This window comes from Geomonas sp., assembly GCF_056994735.1.
Genome location: NZ_JBXKJL010000217.1, coordinates 25,113 through 41,839 on the forward strand (window position 1 = coordinate 25,113; position 16,727 = coordinate 41,839).

Here is a 16,727-nt window from a genome sequence, read left to right on the forward strand (position 1 = left end):
CAGCCCCCTCCTTCCAGGGGAGGGGGAAGGAATCGGTAGGGGCGAATAATCATTCTCCCCTCCGTTGCCAGGACCAACCAGCAACCACCAGCAGCACCCCACTCACCCAGCGATTCGACCCCGCTCCCCTGCCCTATAGCCCCATCCCTACCGACCTCTTCCTCGTGCGCGCTCCCTAAACTTCCTCTCGACAAAATGAGCCGTTTGCAATATATTCACATGCTGTATACAAATTACGGCGGGCGGCATACGATTCGAGCCGGCGCGACCATTCAAGCGACGATTTTTCTTCGAATACAGTTAGTCACCATCATCCCACCAAAAGGAGAAGACAACCGATGGCAACTCCCGATTTCAAGTACCAGGACACCTTCCCGCTCGGGCCGGACACCACGAAATACCGCCTCATCCCCGATTCACAGAAGTACGTATCGGTGGCGAATTTCGAAGGCCAGGAGATCCTCAAGGTGGCGCCTGAGGCGCTGACCGTCGCGGCCAACACCGCCATGAAGGATCTCTCGTTCATGCTGCGTCCGGAGCACAACGAGCAGGTCGCGAAAATCCTCGCCGACCCGGAGGCCTCCCAGAACGATAAGGGCGTCGCCCTCGCCTTCCTGAGAAACGCCGAGGTGGCCGCACAGCTGGAGCTGCCCGTCTGCCAGGACACCGGCACCGCCATCGTCATGGGCAAGAAGGGCCAGCAGGTCTGGACCGGCGCCAACGACGAGGAATACCTCTCCAAGGGGGTCTACAAGACCTACACGGAGGAAAACCTGCGCTACTCGCAGACCGTGGCTCTCGACATGTACAAGGAGATCAACACCGGGACCAACCTCCCGGCCCAGATCGACCTCTACGCCACCAAGGGAACCGAGTACAAGTTCCTCTTCATGGCCAAGGGGGGCGGTTCGGCCAACAAGACCTATCTCTACCAGGAGACCAAGGCCCTCCTCAACCCGGACAGCCTGGTGAAGTTCCTGGTGGCCAAGATGAAGACCCTCGGCACCGCGGCCTGCCCGCCGTACCACCTGGCCTTCGCCATCGGCGGCACCAGCGCCGAGACCTGCCTCAAGACCGTAAAGCTCGCCAGCGCCAAGTACCTCGACGCCCTCCCCACCTCCGGCAACGAGGGTGGCCAGGCCTTCCGCGACGTCGAGCTCGAGGCAAAGCTACTCAAGGCAGCACAGGAGAGCGGCATCGGCGCCCAGTTCGGCGGCAAGTACTTCTGCCATGACGTCCGCGTCGTCCGCCTGCCGCGTCACGGCGCCTCCTGCCCGGTCGGGATGGGCGTTTCCTGCTCCGCCGACCGCAACATCAAGGCGAAGATCAACAAGGACGGCATCTGGGTCGAACAGATGGACGACAACCCGGGCCGCCTGATTCCCGAGCAGTACCGCGGCAAGCACGGCCACGGCGTCCGCATCGACCTTAACAAGCCGATGAAGGAAGTGCTGGCCGAGCTCACCAAACACCCGGTCTCCACGCCGCTCCTTCTGACCGGCACCATCGTGGTCGGCCGCGACATCGCCCACGCCAAGTTCAAGGAACTCCTCGACTCCGGCAAGCCCCTTCCGGACTACCTGAAGAACCACCCGATCTACTACGCGGGCCCGGCGAAGACCCCGAAAGGGAAGCCCTCCGGCTCCTTCGGCCCCACCACCGCCGGCCGCATGGACTCCTACGTCGACCTGCTGCAGGACAACGGCGGCTCGATGATCATGATCGCCAAGGGCAACCGCAGCCAGCAGGTCACCGATGCCTGCCAGAAGCACGGCGGCTTCTACCTCGGCTCCATAGGCGGTCCCGCCGCCATCCTGGCCGAGGAGAACATCAAGAAGGTCGAGTGCATCGACTACCCCGAACTCGGCATGGAGGCAGTCTGGAAGATAGAGGTCGTCGACTTCCCCGCCTTCATCCTGGTGGACGACAAGGGTAACGACTTCTTCAAGCAGCTGGGTGTGTAACCGACCATTCTGCGAAAATCAAAGCCCCCGGCCGTTTCGGCACCGGGGGCTTTTTTTATTTTGGAGCGAGGATAAAAGCACTGCAATTTCTGTCAGCTCCAGTTTGTTAAAAGTTTCAAAAAGAAGCAGATCGTGGTATTACTGATCCGTGTTGCCCGCAGACCCGGTAACGTCGAGTGCCTGCGGACCACTTAGTCATCTTTGGCTCTGAATTGTGATGCTATGAGGAGGACCATGCTCACCAGGAATGGCTTTTACCTGCTGCTTTTGTCTCTATGCCTGACGTTCAGTGGTTGCCAGAGCTTCTCACTCAATACCGGCGGCGAAACCACAAGTAACCTTCGCCCCCTGATCGAACGCTGTCCCCAGAATGCTGCGGATGAAGTGGTGGCGCGCAGCATCAATGTATCACCGGCGCGGCTGGCAGCCCTGAAGACCTATCGCTCCCTCGCCAACAACGACATCTGCACCATGCCCGATGCCGCCCTGCAACGGGCCTTTGCCAGGCTCGACAAGCCGAAGGCGGACCACCCCGGGGAATGGGCGGAATTCCGCAACATGCAGAGGCGAAGCGAGGACGGGAAGGTCAAGGCCGAGGGGCTGATAAAGGCTCTTGAGCACCGAAAGAACATGTTGAGAAAGCCGGGCGGCCCCGGGACTGCCGCAGGTACCGGGACCGGATTTGCTGGAAGTGCGGCCGCAGGGACGACAGCCACGGCGGACCCCACGGTACCGGGGAGTGCCTCCACCCTCTCCGCCGGCATCAGCGGCAATCAATGGGCATCGCTTGGCCCCGGCAATGTCGGAGGAAGGATTCGCGCCATTCTCGTCGACCCGACCAATGCCGATCGGATCTGGGTGGGGAGCGTTAGCGGCGGAATCTGGACCAGCACCGATGGGGGCGCCTCCTGGAGCCCGTGCAACGACTTCATGGGCAACCTCTCGGTGAGCAGCCTGGTCATGGATCCCAGGGACCACAATGTCATCTACGCCGGCACCGGCGAGGGAGCCTACAACGGGGACGCGGTCAGGGGGGCGGGGGTCTTCAAGTCCACGGACGGCGGGGTCACCTGGAACCAGTTGCCGGCCACCACGCCCTCCAGCAACATCAGCAGCGAAGACTATAACTGGTTCTATGTCAATCGCCTCGCCATGGCCGGCGACGGCTCAGCCATCCTCGCCGCCACCAGAGGCTACTACGCCAATGTCGGCGCCATTTACCGCTCTACCGACGGCGGGGCAAGCTGGAGCATCGTCAGTAACCTTGGCAGGGTATCGGACGTGCGGTTCGATCCCAACGATCCGCGCAAGGCAGTCGCCAACGTCATCCGCTATGCCTCCGGGACCTATTACAGTGACATCATGTACTCCGTCGATGGCGGGCAGAGCTGGATCACCGGGGGGACCTTCGTCGGCTCCATCAGGATAGAATTGGCATACGCGAAGTCGAACTCCCAGATTGTCTATGCCTCCAAGGACTACTCCAGCGGACAGATCTTGAAATCGACCGATGGCGGAGCGAGCTGGACCACGGTTTCCAATCCCCAGCACCTAGGATCCCAGGGATGGTACGACAACACCATCTGGGTCGACCCGACCAACGCCTCGCATCTCGTCATCGGCGGGCTCGATCTCTGGCGCTCCACCAACGGAGGGGTGAGCTGGACGAAAATCAGCAACTGGGTCAACAACATGTATAACGGCTACCGCCAGGTCCCGCATGCCGACCATCATGTCCTGGTCTCCGATCCGAACTATGACGGCACCACCAACAGAAGGCTCTACAACGCCAACGACGGCGGGGTCTTCCGGTCCCCCGACATCTCCCTGGCCACCGAGACCAGCGGCTGGGAAAACCTCAACAACGGCCTGGCGATCACCCAGTTCTACAGCGGAGCCGGGCATACCTCCGCCGGCGGCAGGATCATCGGCGGCACCCAGGATAACGGCTCCCAGGTGAAATCCCCGACGGCGAACGACTGGCAGCTGGCCTACGGGGGGGATGGCGGCTTCTCCGCGGTTGACAGCCAGGATGACAACTATTTCTACGGCGAATACGTTTATCTGCAGCTCCACCGCGCCACCAACGGCGCGGCATCCTCCTATATCTACAGCGGCATCACCGACGCGGGGCAGTCGGCCAACGCCAACTTCATCGCCCCCTTCATCCTCGATCCCAACGACAACAACCGGCTCCTTGCGGGAGGCGCTTCTCTCTGGCAGAGTCTCGCCGTCAAGGCCTCTTCACCGTCGTGGAGTGCCATCAAGGCCTCCATCGGCAGCAACATCAGCGCCATTGCCGTGGCGAACGGAATCTCCTCCACGGTCTGGGTCGGACATAACAACGGCAAGATCTATCAGAGCTCCAACAGTCTCGCAGCCTCTCCAAAATGGACCCAGGTCTCTACCACCAAAACGCCGGCAAGGATGGTTAACCGCATCATGATCGATCCGGATGATCCCAATCGGGTCTACGCAGCCTTCGGCGGCTACAATGCGGACAACCTCTATGTCACCGCGGATAACGGTTCCACCTGGACCAATATCACCGGCAATCTCCCCAGCGTCCCGATCTTCACCATCGTCCGCCATCGGACCAACTCCAACTGGCTCTATGTCGGAACGGAGGTCGGCCTCTTCACCAGCCAGGACGGCGGCACCACCTGGCAGACCACCAACGACGGCCCGGCCAACGTCGAGATCAGTGAACTCTCCTGGCTGGATGACTCCACCCTCCTTGCGGCAACCCATGGCAGAGGGATCTTCAAGACCACTGTGGTGATGCCGGACACCACGCCGCCGACTGTCACCGCCATCTCTCCCGCGGCCGGCGCTGCGGAAGTAAGCATTACCGCTCCCATAACCGCCACCTTCAGTGAAAGCGTCGATGCGAACACCATTACCTTTGCGAACTTCACCGTCGACCACGGCGCGACCGGCACCGTGACCTACGATGACACGACCAGGACGGCGACCTTCGCTCCGAGCGGAAGCCTCGCCTACTCCACCACCTATACCGCCACCATCACCACCGCGGTCAAGGACGTCGCCGGCAACGCGATGAGCCAGGCGATGACCTGGACATTCACAACCGCGGCAGCACCCTCCCCGGTCCGGCTCCTGGCTCCTGCCGCTACAGGGTACCAGACTCTCCAGAGCGCCTACGACAACGCCACCAGCGGCAACACCATCGAGGCCCAGGCCATGAGCTTCGCCGAGAGCCTGGTCCTGGCCAAGGACATCGCGGTGCTCCTGCAAGGTGGTTATGACACCGCCTTTACCACGAACAGCGGAGGGTACTCCACCACCGGATCCCTCACTGTCAGTAACGGTACCGTGACTATCGATAGCTTCAGGTTCAGGTAGTGGAGAAGTGAAAGGCGGTGAACGAAAAAGGACAGGCGGCAGTTGTGAGAGATTCACAAAAAGCCGCCTGTCCTTTTGGTTCTGTGGGAAAAGGGGAGAGGTTTACATGTAAACCATGACCCGGAAGTTGATCCTGCCGTCCATGGTGGTGAAGGGGATGGTGACTCCCTTGCACTGGACGCTCATGCTTCCCTCCTTCGGGGCGGTCTCGGGGAACTCATCAATGGGGCGGATGCGACCGGAGACCACCAGGGGGAGGCCCAGCGCCACGCTCCCGTAGAGCTCGTGATATTTGGTCTTGAAGACACCGGCGATGTTGTTGGTGACCTCGCCTACCGCGTCGTTGATGGCGTCCTCGTCCGCCTCGTCCAGCATCAGGAGCTCTTTCGCTATCTGCTCGGCAGAGTGCTTCTCGGTAGCCACCAGGATGTAGCCGACCCGGTCGCCCGCCACCCCGACAATGCCCACCACGTCGCTGCGCATCGGGTTGATCTTCTTCTCCACCTTGCCGGCATAGATGTCGGTGTCCATGTAGCTCTTGAAGGTGTCCTGGGTAGCCGACATGATGGTGAACATGATTTCTTCAAAGGTGATGCTACTCAAAACTTCCTCCCTTTCCTGACCCCATCACGGGCCCTGCTGCTGATGCTGCCACTTCCAACCCCTCACGAAAGGCGGCGCGGGCCTCGGCGCGAGTCTTCCCGGCGGTGACACCGGGACTTTTTCCCTACAGGAACTGCGCGGGGTTATCGGTGCAGACTATCCCCTCCAGTGCATCGAGAAGCCGCTCGTTGAACGATTCCTTCATCTCCTGCTTCATCAGGTGCAGCGCGATGGACGAGGAGAGGGCCTTGCGGCAGCTGCGGTCGATGGTAAGGGTGCAGTAGACGTCGCAGATGGCCGCGACCTGCGCGCTGCGGGATATGGAAATCCCCTTCAGTCCCTGCGGGTACCCCTTGCCGTTGTTGCGCTCGTGGTGATAGCGGACCACGCCCAAGGAGATGTCGGAGATCCGGGTGTTCTTTTTCAGGTACTGGTAACCCTCTTCCGGGTGCCTCCGGTAGGCTTCCTGCTCGGCCGCCGTGAGCTTCCCATCCTTGTTGAGGATCTCCTGCGACACGAAGACCTTGCCGAAATCATGCAGCAGCGTGCCGATGGCGACGTCCATCATCTCGTCATGGGAGAGCAGGTAGGCCTCCTTGTGAAGCAGCACCGAAAGCGCGGCCACCTGCAGGCTGTGGACGAAGGTGTAATAGTTGTGAGACATGACGCTTTCCAGGGAATCGAGGCAGGCGGCATCGCTGGAGAGATATTTCAACAGGTTCTCCACCAGCCTCTTGCTGCGGGAGGAATCGGCGACCTTCTCCGGGTGCTCGAACAGGTCACCGACGAAGTTGATCGAGGTCTGGTAGATGATCTTCCCTTTGGTCCTGGGCTGGATCGTGTCGTCGGTGAGGACCCGTTCGGCGTTGTTCTCCATGAAGGAGGTGATCACCTCCAGGTCGGATGGGCTGACGAAGAGGAACTCGACGTTGTTTTCGATCAGTCGGGCGGCGTCGGCGCTGGAGAAGTTGCGCCCATGGCTCTTGTAGAGGATATACTTGTCGCCGCTGCGGATGTACAGGGCCACATCGGGAAAGACCTCGGCCTGAATGGTCTCGATATTAACGGGGACATACAGCTCACCCATAGCACAACCTCCGTCACCGCGAACTGGTCCGGCCACTTAGCTCAGTGGCGCGGCACAGATCACTATATCGGCAGCATCGCGAAGACCTTGAATCCGAGATGGGCTTTTTTCCGAAACGACGCTATATTCCCGTCAGTTCCGCGAGCTTCAACTCGATGTCGTCGCCATTGACCCTGGCCACCTCACCGTTCTCCTCCTCGGTCCGTATCACGCCCTCCTCTATCCAGACCTTCAGCCGCGCCTCTTCCACGCCGAACTTGTCCACGGCCTCAGCGATGGTGTACCACGCCTTCGTCACCAGCATAACCGCCTCCCTGCAACTTTTAAATGAGAAAGGGGAAGCCCCGGCTATCATGCGGGAGACTCCCCCTGCGACCTCTCCCATGAGGCATTCACTCTTACCCCACATCGTTGGATGGTACCGCTGTCCCCCCTGTTGTCAAGCATGCTTAGGGGAGATAGCCACTCCTCCGCGTGCCGGTTGGAGGCCGCGGGGGTGATATTTTTGCTAAGGTAATGAGTCCTCGTGCCGAAGAGAGGGGATGGCGCCCTAATGAAGTGCCTGGAAGGGGATCTGTAATGTCTTTAAACGAAGGTGCGCGAGAGACGGTCCTGTTCGTGGACGACGAGGAAAATTACCTCGCCTACACCAGCGGCATCTTCCGCAACAAAGGCTTGGACATCATCACCGCCAGTTCTGCCCTGGAAGCCCTGAAGCTCGTTGAGCAGCAGGCGGTCGCCGTGGTGGTCTCGGACAACGAGATGCCGGGAATGCGGGGGGTGGAACTCCTCAGCAGGATCAAGGAGGTCTCGCCGCACACGGTGAAGATCATGGTGACGGGGCGGGCGGATCTCAGCACCACCCTGGCGGCCATCAACAGCGGCGAGGTCTTCCGTTTCGTGATGAAGCCGTGGAAGAATACGGAGATGCTGCGTGCCGTGAAGGACGGGCTCCGCAGGTACCGCGTGCTGCAGTCCCTGAAGCGCGAGGACGAATTCATCCTGCACTCCCTGGCCCAGACCATCGAGCTCAAGGACGCCTGCACCAAGGGACACTGCGACCGTGTGGCCGGCCTGGCGCTGCGGCTTGCCGAGGCACTGGGGCTGTCCGAGGATACCAGTCAACAGATCCGCTACGGCAGCTGGCTGCACGACTGCGGCAAGATCGGGGTCCCCGAGGCCATTCTGAACGCGGAGCGGAGCCTGACGGACCAGGAATTCGCCATCATCAAGAAGCATCCGGAATGGGGGTGCGAGGTGGTGCGCAAGGCCAACCTGCCCAAGGCCGTGCAGGACATCGTTCTCTACCACCACGAGCGCTACGATGGCACAGGTTACCCGATGGGGCTGAAGGGATCGAGGATACCGCTGGAGGCGCAGATCGTCTCGGCAGCGGACATCTGCGACGCACTCAGCATGGACCGCCCCTATCGCAGGGGGTTCACCAGGGAGGAATTGGTCGCTACTCTGACGGGAATGAAGGGGAAAAACCTCGACCCGTACCTGGTCGATACGCTCTTCGGCCTAATCGCCGGACCTTAGTTTGGGAACCGCCGGCCTCACACCGGCAGCCGGACCGGGACAATAACAGATCATCTTTCGAAGCTACTTCTTATACTTCTCCAGCACCTTCTGGAATTTCTCTTCGTCGAATCCTCTTATCACCTCTGCATCGTCGCCAATCACGATTACCGGAACCCCCTGGCTGTTGTACTTCCGGGTCAGGAGCTGATAGGCGTCGGGATCTATCTCGATGTCCCTGTTGATGAAGGGGATGTTGTTTCTGGTCAGGTACTCCTTGGCAGCCTTGCAGTGCGGGCACCAGGAGACGGAGAAGAGGACGATCTTGGGGTAGTTGCTGTGGGGCGGGCCGGTCGCGGGGAGCGGGCTTTGGGGGAGCGTGCTCCCGGGAAGGAGTTCCTCCTGGGTCCCGGTTTCGGAGAGGGGAGCGGGGGGGAGAGGATTCTCCGGAAGCGGCGTTTCCGCCAGCGGGCTTTGAGGCACCAGGGTGGCGCTCATCTCCTCGGAGCGGGCCTGGGAAAGAGGAAGCAGGAAAAGAAGAGCCGCGGCTGCTATCAGCAAAGTCCTCATAATGCCCCCGGAACTGCTGCTTCTGCTGCTATTTCTTCCTGGCGGGCGAAACAGCCAGTTGTCGCCTCACCAGCTTGAACGAGAGCGGCTTCGGGTTTCCCGCCCTCCTCACCTTCAGCACCACCGGCGTCCCGGCGCGTCCCCGCAGGCGGTGTTCCACCATCTTCTTGAAATCGCTGCCGACCGTGGAGGTCCCGTCGATCTGGGTGATGATGTCGCCGGCGTGTATTCCCGCCTCTTGAGCGGGCCCTCCCAGCACCAGTTGTCTCACCACGATGGTCCCATCCGTCCTGGCCACCCCGTCTATCCCGACCCCGCCGAAAAGAACCGATGAGTTGACGCCCCAGGCCGTTCCGGTCAGGAGCAGGAATGCCACCATAACTCTTTGGATAGTTTTATTCATGATGGGGAAGGTAGCTAACCCTGCTCTTTCTGTCAAGCCTATGTATCGTACCATGGTAACGGGCAAACGAAGATCTTTTTGCGGCCGCGACTTCGGTGTGATATTATAATGAATCTTAACATCTTATATTCTAACGTCCAGCGGAGTGGTCGATATGACAGTCAGAACCAGGATAAGAGAGGCACTGGCCAGTGGGAAGCCGGGAGATGGGTTGCTGCTGAAGGGGTGGGTGAGAAGCGTCAGGACCGGCAAGGGGGTCACCTTCATCGCGCTCAACGACGGCTCCTCCCTGGCCGGCATCCAGGTGGTGGCCGAGCCGGATCTGGCCAACTTCTCCGAAGTGAGCCGCATAGGCACCGGGAGCGCCATTGCCGTCAGGGGCGTCCTTCAGGAGTCGCCTGCCGCCGGACAGGCGCTGGAACTGAAGGCCCGGGAGGTCGAGATCGTCGGGGAGGCGGACCAAGATTACCCGATGCAGAAGAAGCGGCACTCCTTCGAATTCCTGCGCGGCATCGCCCATCTGCGGGTCCGCAGCAACACCTTCGGCGCGGTCTTCAGGCTCCGCTCGGCCCTGGCCCAGGAAGTCCACCGCTTCTTCGCCGAACGCGGCTTCCTCTACGTCCACACACCGATCATCACCGCCAACGACTGCGAGGGTGCCGGTGAACTTTTCCGGGTTACCACGCTGGATCTGGGGAGCCCTCCCAGGATCGACGGGGAAGTCGACTTCTCCGAGGACTTCTTCGGCCGGGCCACCGGACTCACCGTCAGCGGCCAGCTGGAAGGGGAGATCTTCGCCCAGGCCTTCTCGGACATCTACACCTTCGGCCCCACCTTCCGGGCCGAGAACTCCAACACCTCGCGCCACGCCGCCGAGTTCTGGATGATCGAGCCCGAGATGGCATTTGCCGATCTCCACGACGACGCCGACCTGGCGGAGTCCTTTTTCAAACGCTTATGCACCTTCGCCCTGAACAACTGCGGCGAGGACATGAAGTTCTTCAATAGCCAGATCGACAAGGGGCTGATCGAGAGGATCGAGGCCGTGGCCGGCGCCTCTTTCGCCAGGATGGAGTATGGCGAGGCGATCGAGCGGCTGCGGAAAGCACCGGTGACCTTCCAGTTCCCGGTGGAATGGGGGCTGGACCTGCAGTCGGAGCATGAACGCTACCTCACCGAAAACGTGGTGGGGGGTCCCGTCTTCATCACGAACTACCCGAAGGGGATCAAGGCCTTCTACATGCGGATGAACGACGACGACAGGACCGTGGCGGCCATGGACCTGCTGGTCCCGAAGGTGGGGGAAATCATCGGCGGAAGCCAGCGCGAGGAGAGGCTCGACCGCCTCACCCAGCGCATGACCGAGAGCGGCATTGCGCCGGAAGCCCTCTCCTGGTACCTCGACACCAGGCGCTGGGGCTCGACCCCGCATGCCGGCTTCGGTCTCGGCTTCGAAAGGCTGATCATGTACCTGTCCGGCATGGAGAACATCAGGGACGTCATCCCCTTCCCCCGGACACCGAAGCACGCCGACTTCTGACCAGCCGGCATCGGCCTTAAAGGCAAGGGCCCCTTCGCGGGGGCCTTCCCGTCCCCCTCCGGCACGGCCCCCTGGACATCGTGCCGTGTTTTAACCGTATACCTCAAGGCCAGCGTGGTGATTGCACGCGACTTTGAGCCATCCCCCCCCACTCCACCCGAAGCAAGGGCCGGTCATTTCCCCCTCCGCCGCTGGTAGACAAAAGAGCATCAGCCCCTCCCTATTCCGGTTATCCCCTGTCATCCCCGGCACATAGCCTCCAACCATGCCGCCTGCCCCTCCGAAGATCGAGCTCCTGCAACTTCCGCTGCCCCCAGCTGGCACAAATCGAGCATAAGTGCATGTATTCCTGTGGTCCCCTCCGGGACCAGTTAAATGAAATGCCATGTAGGGATTGGAATGTATGGGAAATAACGCAGGGAAGCGGGTGCGTGTTGACGCCGCACTGGCCGCTATTATTGCCGATGGTATTTTCAGCCTGGTCTTTACCGTCCACCTCCTGAGCAATCCCAACTCAGCGCTGACCATGGCCGATTATCTCGGCATGGCCATCATCGCTTGCGTACTGCTGACCGCTTGCTGGTCGATCTACTACGACTACTGGACCACGCAAGGGGAGCCGGCAGCAACGGTAAAGACGCTGCGGATCAAGGAATTGAACGAGGGCGCTGCCATCGAGTTCGACGGCAAGAGCTATCGTGTCGACAACATAAATCGCACCAGGGGCGAGATCGTGATCGCCAGGGTCGGCCAGCCCGGAAACATCGTGGTCCAGATCGAAGGACAGCGGTAGTTCGAACCAAAGACGCAAAAAGGCCCCAGCGGGTGAGATCGCTGGGGCCTTTTTTATTCTATTTCCGCTCTATCGTGCCGATGCCGTCTCCTTGGGCCAGTAGCTCCCACCGACCAGGGTTGCGGTTATCTTCCCGATTTTCACCTTGGTCGTCATCTTCACCGGTATCCGAAGTTCGTCATCGGTCAGCCAGACCGTGACATCGCCGGTGCGGGCGAAGAATCCATCCGCCTTCAGCAGCGGCTTAACCACGATGGTTTTGAACCGGCCGACCGGCGTGGTCACCTCCTCCCGCCTCAGCACCTGCACCTCGGTCTTCCACAACCTCTTGCAGTCGTAGATGTCGACGAAGACGGACTTGCCGGGGATGAGTTCCATCGACCTGATGTAGTAGACGCAGGAGAGACTGTCGAAGGTCTTGGGGCTGATGTCGTCGACCTTTTCCGTTTTCTTGATCAGGTCCTTCGCCTCCACCTTCAGCCTGTCCGGGTCGAACTGCGCCTCTCTCAGGGCACGGTACTTCCCCTCGCTGATCTTCATCCGGTAGCTTTTCGGCATGCCGAAATGGTCCGGCCCGCTGCCGCGGGTGATCACCGATTCGGCCCGGTCATCGACCGCGAAGAAGGTGTTGATCCATCCTGCGGAGCGGGTGGTGGAGGTGATGTGGAGATCGTTTCCCTTGGCGGTGATTTCGTGGACGGCGGTGGCCGCGGGTACACCGGTCCAGCTTACGTCATAGACGAGCTTTTCCGGGACGGTGAGGGCCGACGCCGGGGAGACGGTGAGAGGGAGGGAAAGGAACGCGCTTAGGGCCAACAGGGCTAAAGTTTTCATCGTTCCAGAGTAGCGGAAAGGCCGATTTTTTTACAAGGAAAATATCGGGCAATTCCGCCATAAGCGGCCGATCCGGCGAGGAAAACCTCAGGCTCCGCCGCTTTTGGTGATGAGAATCACACCTATGGCAACCAGGATGGTGCCGGCCCAACGCAGCGGGCTGACCACCTCGTGCAGGAAGTACTGGGACAGGAAGGCGACGAGGATATAGTTGAGGGCCTGCATCGGGAGGGCCACGGAGAGGTCTTCCCAGGAGAGGACGGCCAGCCAGAGGAAGAAGAATACCGCCAGCATGCAGGTCCCCAGCACCAGCCTTGGCGAGGTGAGGGCCTGCAGGAAGACGCTGAAGATCCCCTTGAGGTTCATGGCGGAGAGGTCGCCGAGCTCCTTCATGCCGCGGGCGAGCAGCACGTCCCCTATGGTCCCGGCCGTAACGGCTATCAGCATCACGACGATAGTCTTAAGCATCTTTCTTTACCTCTCCTCGATAATTTCTCAGCCGGATGCCGAGGGTCTTCAGCTTTGCCACCACCCGCTGGCTGGTCAGGGCCGCAAGCTCCTCGTCGTGGCGGTAGGTGGGCATCCAGCGGTCCAGTTCGGCGCAGGGGCGGCATCCGGGATGAAAGTAGATCTCCGTGAGTCCGTCACCCACACTGTCAAGCGCCTGCAGCAGATAATCTTCGGTCATCCGCCCGGAATTCAGTAACCCCTTCACCTCACCGGCATAGCGGATGCCGAGCCGGTCCAGCCTGCTCCGGCAGCGTTTGGCCAGGGAGGCGAAGATGAAGGCGTCGGCGCACTTGCCGATCAGCCTCTCGCGGTCGGCCGCCAGGTTCGCGGGGAGGCTCTCCCGTGACAGCCGGAAGGTCTCGATCCCGTACTTCGGCATCAGCTCGCAGAGGATATCGAAGACCACCGGGTGCATGTGGATGTTCAGGTGCCCGTCTATGTGGCTCAGCCTGATTCCCGCCTCCCGGCAGCGGTTGATCTGCGCCTCGATCTCGCAGTAGAGCTGCTTCCTTAGCGGCTTGATGAAGTAGTAACGCATCCCCGCCAGCACCGGGTCGTTGCTGAAGTCGCCGTTCGAGTCCGCCAGGGAAGGGAGCCCCTTCCGGGGGACGAGGGCCCGCCCCTGGACCAGGGTCAGGTGCAGCCCCACCTGGAGATCCGAGTTCTCATGGGCGAGATCCACGGCCTCCTCGAAGGCCTCTCCACCGACCATGAGCGACGCGCTGGTGAGGATACCTTCCTTCCAGGCCCTGATGATCCCGCGGTTGGCGCCGCAGGAGAGGCCGAAGTCATCGGCATTTATGATCAGCTCTTTCATAAGGATCTCATCCACCTCCCCCCTTTGCAAAAGGGGGGTCGGGGGGATTTCAGCCTCTGCAGTCGAAAACCAAATCCCCCTAAATCCCCCTTTTTCAAAGGGGGACTTCGAACCTACATCTTCATCTGCCGGCGCTTCTTCATGTAGTCGAAGTACTGGGCGCCTTCCTTGAGGAGTTTCTTGCGCGTCTCGGAATCCACGATCATGCGGTAGATGCTCCTGGCGATGTAGCGGGGGCGGAAGTAGAACTTCTTGTAGAACATCTCCACCGCGTCGAAGATCTCCTGGTTGGAGAGCCCGGGGTAGTTGATCACGCACCTCTGGTGACCCGTCGGGTCGAGGAAGCTGTCCGAGGAGATCCACCCATGCTCCTTGGAAAGGGCGTAGAATTCGGTCCCCGGATAGGGCGAGGCGAGCGATACCTGGATGGAGTCGAGATTCAGGGAGATGGCGTAGTCGATGGTCTCCTTGATGGTCTCGGGGGTCTCGCCGGGAAGGCCCATGATGAAGGCGCCATGGATGGTGATCCCGAGCTTCTTGCAGTTCTTGGTGAACTCGATGGCTTGAGCCTTGGTGACGCCCTTCTTGATGTTCTTCAGGATCTGCTCGTTCCCAGACTCGTACCCCACGATCACGTGGTGCAGGCCGGCTTCGCGCATCTCTTTCAGCGTCTCGTAGTCGCAGTTGGCCCGGGCGTTGATGACCCAGGAGACGTTCAGCGGCTTGATCAGGCGCGCCACCGCTACGGCGTGCTTCTTGTCGGCACTGAAGGTATCGTCGTCGAAGGAAATATCCTTCACCTCAGGGAGGTTCTCCTTGACCCAGCGCACCTCTTCGTAGACATTCTCGGGGCTCCTGGTCCTCATCTTGTGACCGGAGTAGGTCTGGGGCCAGAGGCAGAAGATGCAGCGCGCAGGGCAGCCGCGACTGGTGTAGATCGAGACATACGGGTGCTTGATGTGCGGGATGACGTACTCCGAGATCGGAAGGTCGCGCTTGTAGATCTGGCTGGAGAACGGCAGGCTGTCCAGGTCGGTCAGGGGGGGACGGTCCTTGGTCTGCACGAACGAGCCGTCCTTGAGGAAGGCGATTCCGTCAACCTCTTCCCAGGGCCTCCCCTCGCACAGTTCCTTGATCTGGTAGTCGAACTCGCCGCGGCAGACGATATCCACGGCGCCGGCGGCGAACCTGAGGCTCTCCTCCGGGACGATGGTGACGTGCGGGCCGGTCAGCACCGTGACGGTGGACGGCTTCTGGGCCTTGATCCTGCGGGCGGTCTCGACGTCTATGGCGAGGGTCGGGGTGGAGGTATACATCACCACCATGTCGTAGCCCTTGGCGATGTCCAGGCAGGCGTCGAGATCGAGCCTCTGCACCGGGGCGTCTACCACGCGGGAACCGGGAATCATGCCTGCAGGATAGGTGAGCCAGGTGGGGAACCAGAAAGAGGTTACTTCGCGGGAAGCCTGATAGCGTGCGCCGGCGCCGCCGTCGAAGTCCTCGAAGGTCGGTGGGTTCAGAAATAAGGGTTTCATGACTTACTCCCTCCAGGGGTGTGACATCTCAGGAAAAACAATCCGTCACAATAAAGCGATGGCACCCTTTTGTCAAGGCCAAAGCCCCGCCATCTTTAGCGTTGCGGGCCTGCGCGCCCTCTGTTAAAGTGCGACCAAGGCAGCGCCGGCTCGGCCTAAACACTCGGCAAGACTGCTATGACAGAGAGCAGAGAGGGGGCCGCCGAGCCATTCGGCGCCAGCTCTTCCCCGCCCTCTCTCCCGCGGAGGTATTTTCAGATCGGAGACAGATTTATGAATAAAGGCTGCCTGGGCATGGTCGCCGCCATGCCCGAGGAGATCGGACCGCTGCTGCGGCGCGTTCCGGGGTACCGTAAGGAGAAGGGAGCGGGATGGGTTCTTTACCGCTTCACGCTGGGAGAGGTCCCGGTCGTGCTCATCGAGTCGGGGATGGGGCCGAGGAAGGCTGCCGCCGCGACCGAAAGACTGATCTCCCTGGCTGCCCCCGAAGCCATAGTGAACTTCGGCTTCGGCGGTGGGGTACGGACCGGGATTGAGGTCGGAGACCTGGTAGTGGCGGACCGGGTGCTGTTGCTCGCGGAAGGGGAGCTGACCGAGGCACCCCTCCCTGACCGGCAGCTTTCGGAGATGCTGCAGGATGCCTGCCGCTTCGCCGGGATCACCGTCAGGGCGGGGACCTTCGTCACCGCGGCAGCCATAATGAACAAGAAAGAGGTGGCGGGATTGCTCGGGGACACCGTCCCGATCCCGGTTTTGGAGATGGAGACCGCAGCCATCCTGTCCACGGCGCGACAAGCCGGCATACCCGTGGTCGCGGTGAGGGGGATAAGTGATGCGGCGGACGAGGAGCTTGGCTTCTCGCTGGAGGAATTCTGCGATGGGGAGCTCAACCTGAGTCTCCCCCGGATCCTGGGGTGCGTGATTAGGAGGCCGTGGATCATCCCTCAGCTCATCAAGCTGGCCGGCAACTCCAGAAAGGCCGGGAACAATTTGGCCGCCTGCGTGGAACTCTTGGGGAGAGCGCTGACTCTATAGTCGGGGGGGCGTGCGGGGTACGGCTTGTAGGAAAGCCAGCACCCCCTTCGACAAGCTCGGGGTGAACGGCCATTCCTTCGTTCGATAAGCTCACGATGAACGCGTTGGTGCTGAGCCTGTCGAGGCATGCAATGTGAGACCCGTTCGTG

15 protein-coding genes are annotated in these 16,727 nt (G+C 60.9%); 6 read left to right on the forward strand and 9 right to left on the reverse strand.

Annotated features, from left to right (window positions below):
- Positions 1-338: 338 nt before the first annotated feature.
- Entirely contained in the window at positions 339-1,964 is a 1,626-nt protein-coding gene (locus AC11W3_RS09260) for a fumarate hydratase (RefSeq protein WP_484092904.1), read from the forward strand.
- A 234-nt stretch (positions 1,965-2,198) separates the two neighbouring features.
- On the forward strand, positions 2,199-5,330 hold the full coding sequence (locus tag AC11W3_RS09265; RefSeq protein ID WP_484092905.1) for an Ig-like domain-containing protein: 3,132 nt from the start codon (positions 2,199-2,201) through the stop codon (positions 5,328-5,330).
- Positions 5,331-5,432: 102 nt separating this feature from the next.
- Here AC11W3_RS09265 and AC11W3_RS09270 read toward each other — a convergent pair whose 3' ends face one another.
- The 3 genes from AC11W3_RS09270 to AC11W3_RS09280 all read right to left on the reverse strand — a co-directional run bounded on the left by AC11W3_RS09270 (position 5,433) and on the right by AC11W3_RS09280 (position 7,324).
- A complete protein-coding gene (locus AC11W3_RS09270; RefSeq protein WP_484091052.1) occupies positions 5,433-5,933 on the reverse strand; it encodes a chemotaxis protein CheX in 501 nt (166 codons plus the stop codon).
- A gap of 124 nt (positions 5,934-6,057) precedes the next feature.
- Positions 6,058-7,020 (reverse strand): HD-GYP domain-containing protein, encoded by a 963-nt coding sequence (locus tag AC11W3_RS09275; RefSeq protein ID WP_484091051.1) that lies wholly within the window; start codon positions 7,018-7,020, stop codon positions 6,058-6,060.
- A 121-nt stretch (positions 7,021-7,141) separates the two neighbouring features.
- Entirely contained in the window at positions 7,142-7,324 is a 183-nt protein-coding gene (locus AC11W3_RS09280; RefSeq protein WP_484091050.1) for a MerR family transcriptional regulator, read from the reverse strand.
- 275 nt (positions 7,325-7,599) lie between these two features.
- Between AC11W3_RS09280 and AC11W3_RS09285 the strand changes: the two genes are divergently transcribed.
- Positions 7,600-8,562, forward strand: a complete 963-nt coding sequence (locus AC11W3_RS09285; protein WP_484091049.1) for an HD domain-containing phosphohydrolase — start codon at positions 7,600-7,602, stop codon at positions 8,560-8,562.
- A gap of 63 nt (positions 8,563-8,625) precedes the next feature.
- Here the strand turns inward: AC11W3_RS09285 and AC11W3_RS09290 are convergent, their stop codons facing one another.
- Together AC11W3_RS09290 and AC11W3_RS09295 are read right to left on the reverse strand one after the other, a co-directional pair.
- The gene (locus AC11W3_RS09290; RefSeq protein ID WP_484091048.1) at positions 8,626-9,111 is read right to left on the reverse strand and encodes a glutaredoxin domain-containing protein; all 486 of its coding nucleotides are present in this window, start codon (positions 9,109-9,111) and stop codon (positions 8,626-8,628) included.
- 28 nt (positions 9,112-9,139) lie between these two features.
- Complete coding sequence (locus tag AC11W3_RS09295; protein ID WP_484091047.1) at positions 9,140-9,490, reverse strand: S41 family peptidase; 351 nt, start codon at positions 9,488-9,490, stop codon at positions 9,140-9,142.
- A gap of 178 nt (positions 9,491-9,668) precedes the next feature.
- Here AC11W3_RS09295 and asnS point away from each other — a divergent pair, with 178 nt between their 5' ends.
- Both asnS and AC11W3_RS09305 read left to right on the forward strand, forming a co-directional pair.
- Positions 9,669-11,054, forward strand: a complete 1,386-nt coding sequence (gene asnS / locus AC11W3_RS09300; RefSeq protein WP_484091046.1) for an asparagine--tRNA ligase — start codon at positions 9,669-9,671, stop codon at positions 11,052-11,054.
- A gap of 403 nt (positions 11,055-11,457) precedes the next feature.
- Positions 11,458-11,847, forward strand: coding sequence for a hypothetical protein (locus AC11W3_RS09305; RefSeq protein WP_484091045.1), 390 nt, complete (start codon positions 11,458-11,460; stop codon positions 11,845-11,847).
- 69 nt (positions 11,848-11,916) lie between these two features.
- On the opposite strand, the gene AC11W3_RS09310 is transcribed toward AC11W3_RS09305, so the two are convergent.
- From AC11W3_RS09310 to hpnJ, 4 genes are all read right to left on the reverse strand, one after another.
- Complete coding sequence (locus AC11W3_RS09310) at positions 11,917-12,681, reverse strand: DUF3108 domain-containing protein (RefSeq protein ID WP_484091044.1); 765 nt, start codon at positions 12,679-12,681, stop codon at positions 11,917-11,919.
- Between the two features lie 87 nt (positions 12,682-12,768).
- The gene (locus AC11W3_RS09315) at positions 12,769-13,149 is read right to left on the reverse strand and encodes an EamA family transporter (RefSeq protein WP_484091043.1); all 381 of its coding nucleotides are present in this window, start codon (positions 13,147-13,149) and stop codon (positions 12,769-12,771) included.
- Positions 13,142-14,008, reverse strand: coding sequence for a hopanoid biosynthesis-associated protein HpnK (gene hpnK / locus AC11W3_RS09320; RefSeq protein ID WP_484091042.1), 867 nt, complete (start codon positions 14,006-14,008; stop codon positions 13,142-13,144). Before hpnK ends, AC11W3_RS09315 begins: the two co-directional genes overlap by 8 nt.
- A gap of 113 nt (positions 14,009-14,121) precedes the next feature.
- On the reverse strand, positions 14,122-15,543 hold the full coding sequence (gene hpnJ, locus AC11W3_RS09325; RefSeq protein WP_484091041.1) for a hopanoid biosynthesis associated radical SAM protein HpnJ: 1,422 nt from the start codon (positions 15,541-15,543) through the stop codon (positions 14,122-14,124).
- Positions 15,544-15,816: 273 nt separating this feature from the next.
- Between hpnJ and AC11W3_RS09330 the strand changes: the two genes are divergently transcribed.
- Positions 15,817-16,578, forward strand: a complete 762-nt coding sequence (locus tag AC11W3_RS09330; RefSeq protein ID WP_484091040.1) for a phosphorylase family protein — start codon at positions 15,817-15,819, stop codon at positions 16,576-16,578.
- The last annotated feature ends 149 nt before the right edge of the window (positions 16,579-16,727 follow it).

Coding starts and splice junctions, on each gene's coding strand:
- hpnK (WP_484091042.1), bottom strand. CDS start 14,008: ATGAAAGAGCTGATCATAAATGCCGATGACTTCGGCCTCTCCTGCGGC.
- AC11W3_RS09295 (WP_484091047.1), bottom strand. CDS start 9,490: ATGGTGGCATTCCTGCTCCTGACCGGAACGGCCTGGGGCGTCAACTCA.
- AC11W3_RS09290 (WP_484091048.1), bottom strand. CDS start 9,111: ATGAGGACTTTGCTGATAGCAGCCGCGGCTCTTCTTTTCCTGCTTCCT.
- AC11W3_RS09310 (WP_484091044.1), bottom strand. CDS start 12,681: ATGAAAACTTTAGCCCTGTTGGCCCTAAGCGCGTTCCTTTCCCTCCCT.
- AC11W3_RS09330 (WP_484091040.1), top strand. CDS start 15,817: ATGAATAAAGGCTGCCTGGGCATGGTCGCCGCCATGCCCGAGGAGATC.
- AC11W3_RS09265 (WP_484092905.1), top strand. CDS start 2,199: ATGCTCACCAGGAATGGCTTTTACCTGCTGCTTTTGTCTCTATGCCTG.
- hpnJ (WP_484091041.1), bottom strand. CDS start 15,543: ATGAAACCCTTATTTCTGAACCCACCGACCTTCGAGGACTTCGACGGC.
- AC11W3_RS09285 (WP_484091049.1), top strand. CDS start 7,600: ATGTCTTTAAACGAAGGTGCGCGAGAGACGGTCCTGTTCGTGGACGAC.
- AC11W3_RS09305 (WP_484091045.1), top strand. CDS start 11,458: ATGGGAAATAACGCAGGGAAGCGGGTGCGTGTTGACGCCGCACTGGCC.
- AC11W3_RS09275 (WP_484091051.1), bottom strand. CDS start 7,020: ATGGGTGAGCTGTATGTCCCCGTTAATATCGAGACCATTCAGGCCGAG.
- AC11W3_RS09280 (WP_484091050.1), bottom strand. CDS start 7,324: ATGCTGGTGACGAAGGCGTGGTACACCATCGCTGAGGCCGTGGACAAG.
- AC11W3_RS09315 (WP_484091043.1), bottom strand. CDS start 13,149: ATGCTTAAGACTATCGTCGTGATGCTGATAGCCGTTACGGCCGGGACC.
- AC11W3_RS09260 (WP_484092904.1), top strand. CDS start 339: ATGGCAACTCCCGATTTCAAGTACCAGGACACCTTCCCGCTCGGGCCG.
- asnS (WP_484091046.1), top strand. CDS start 9,669: ATGACAGTCAGAACCAGGATAAGAGAGGCACTGGCCAGTGGGAAGCCG.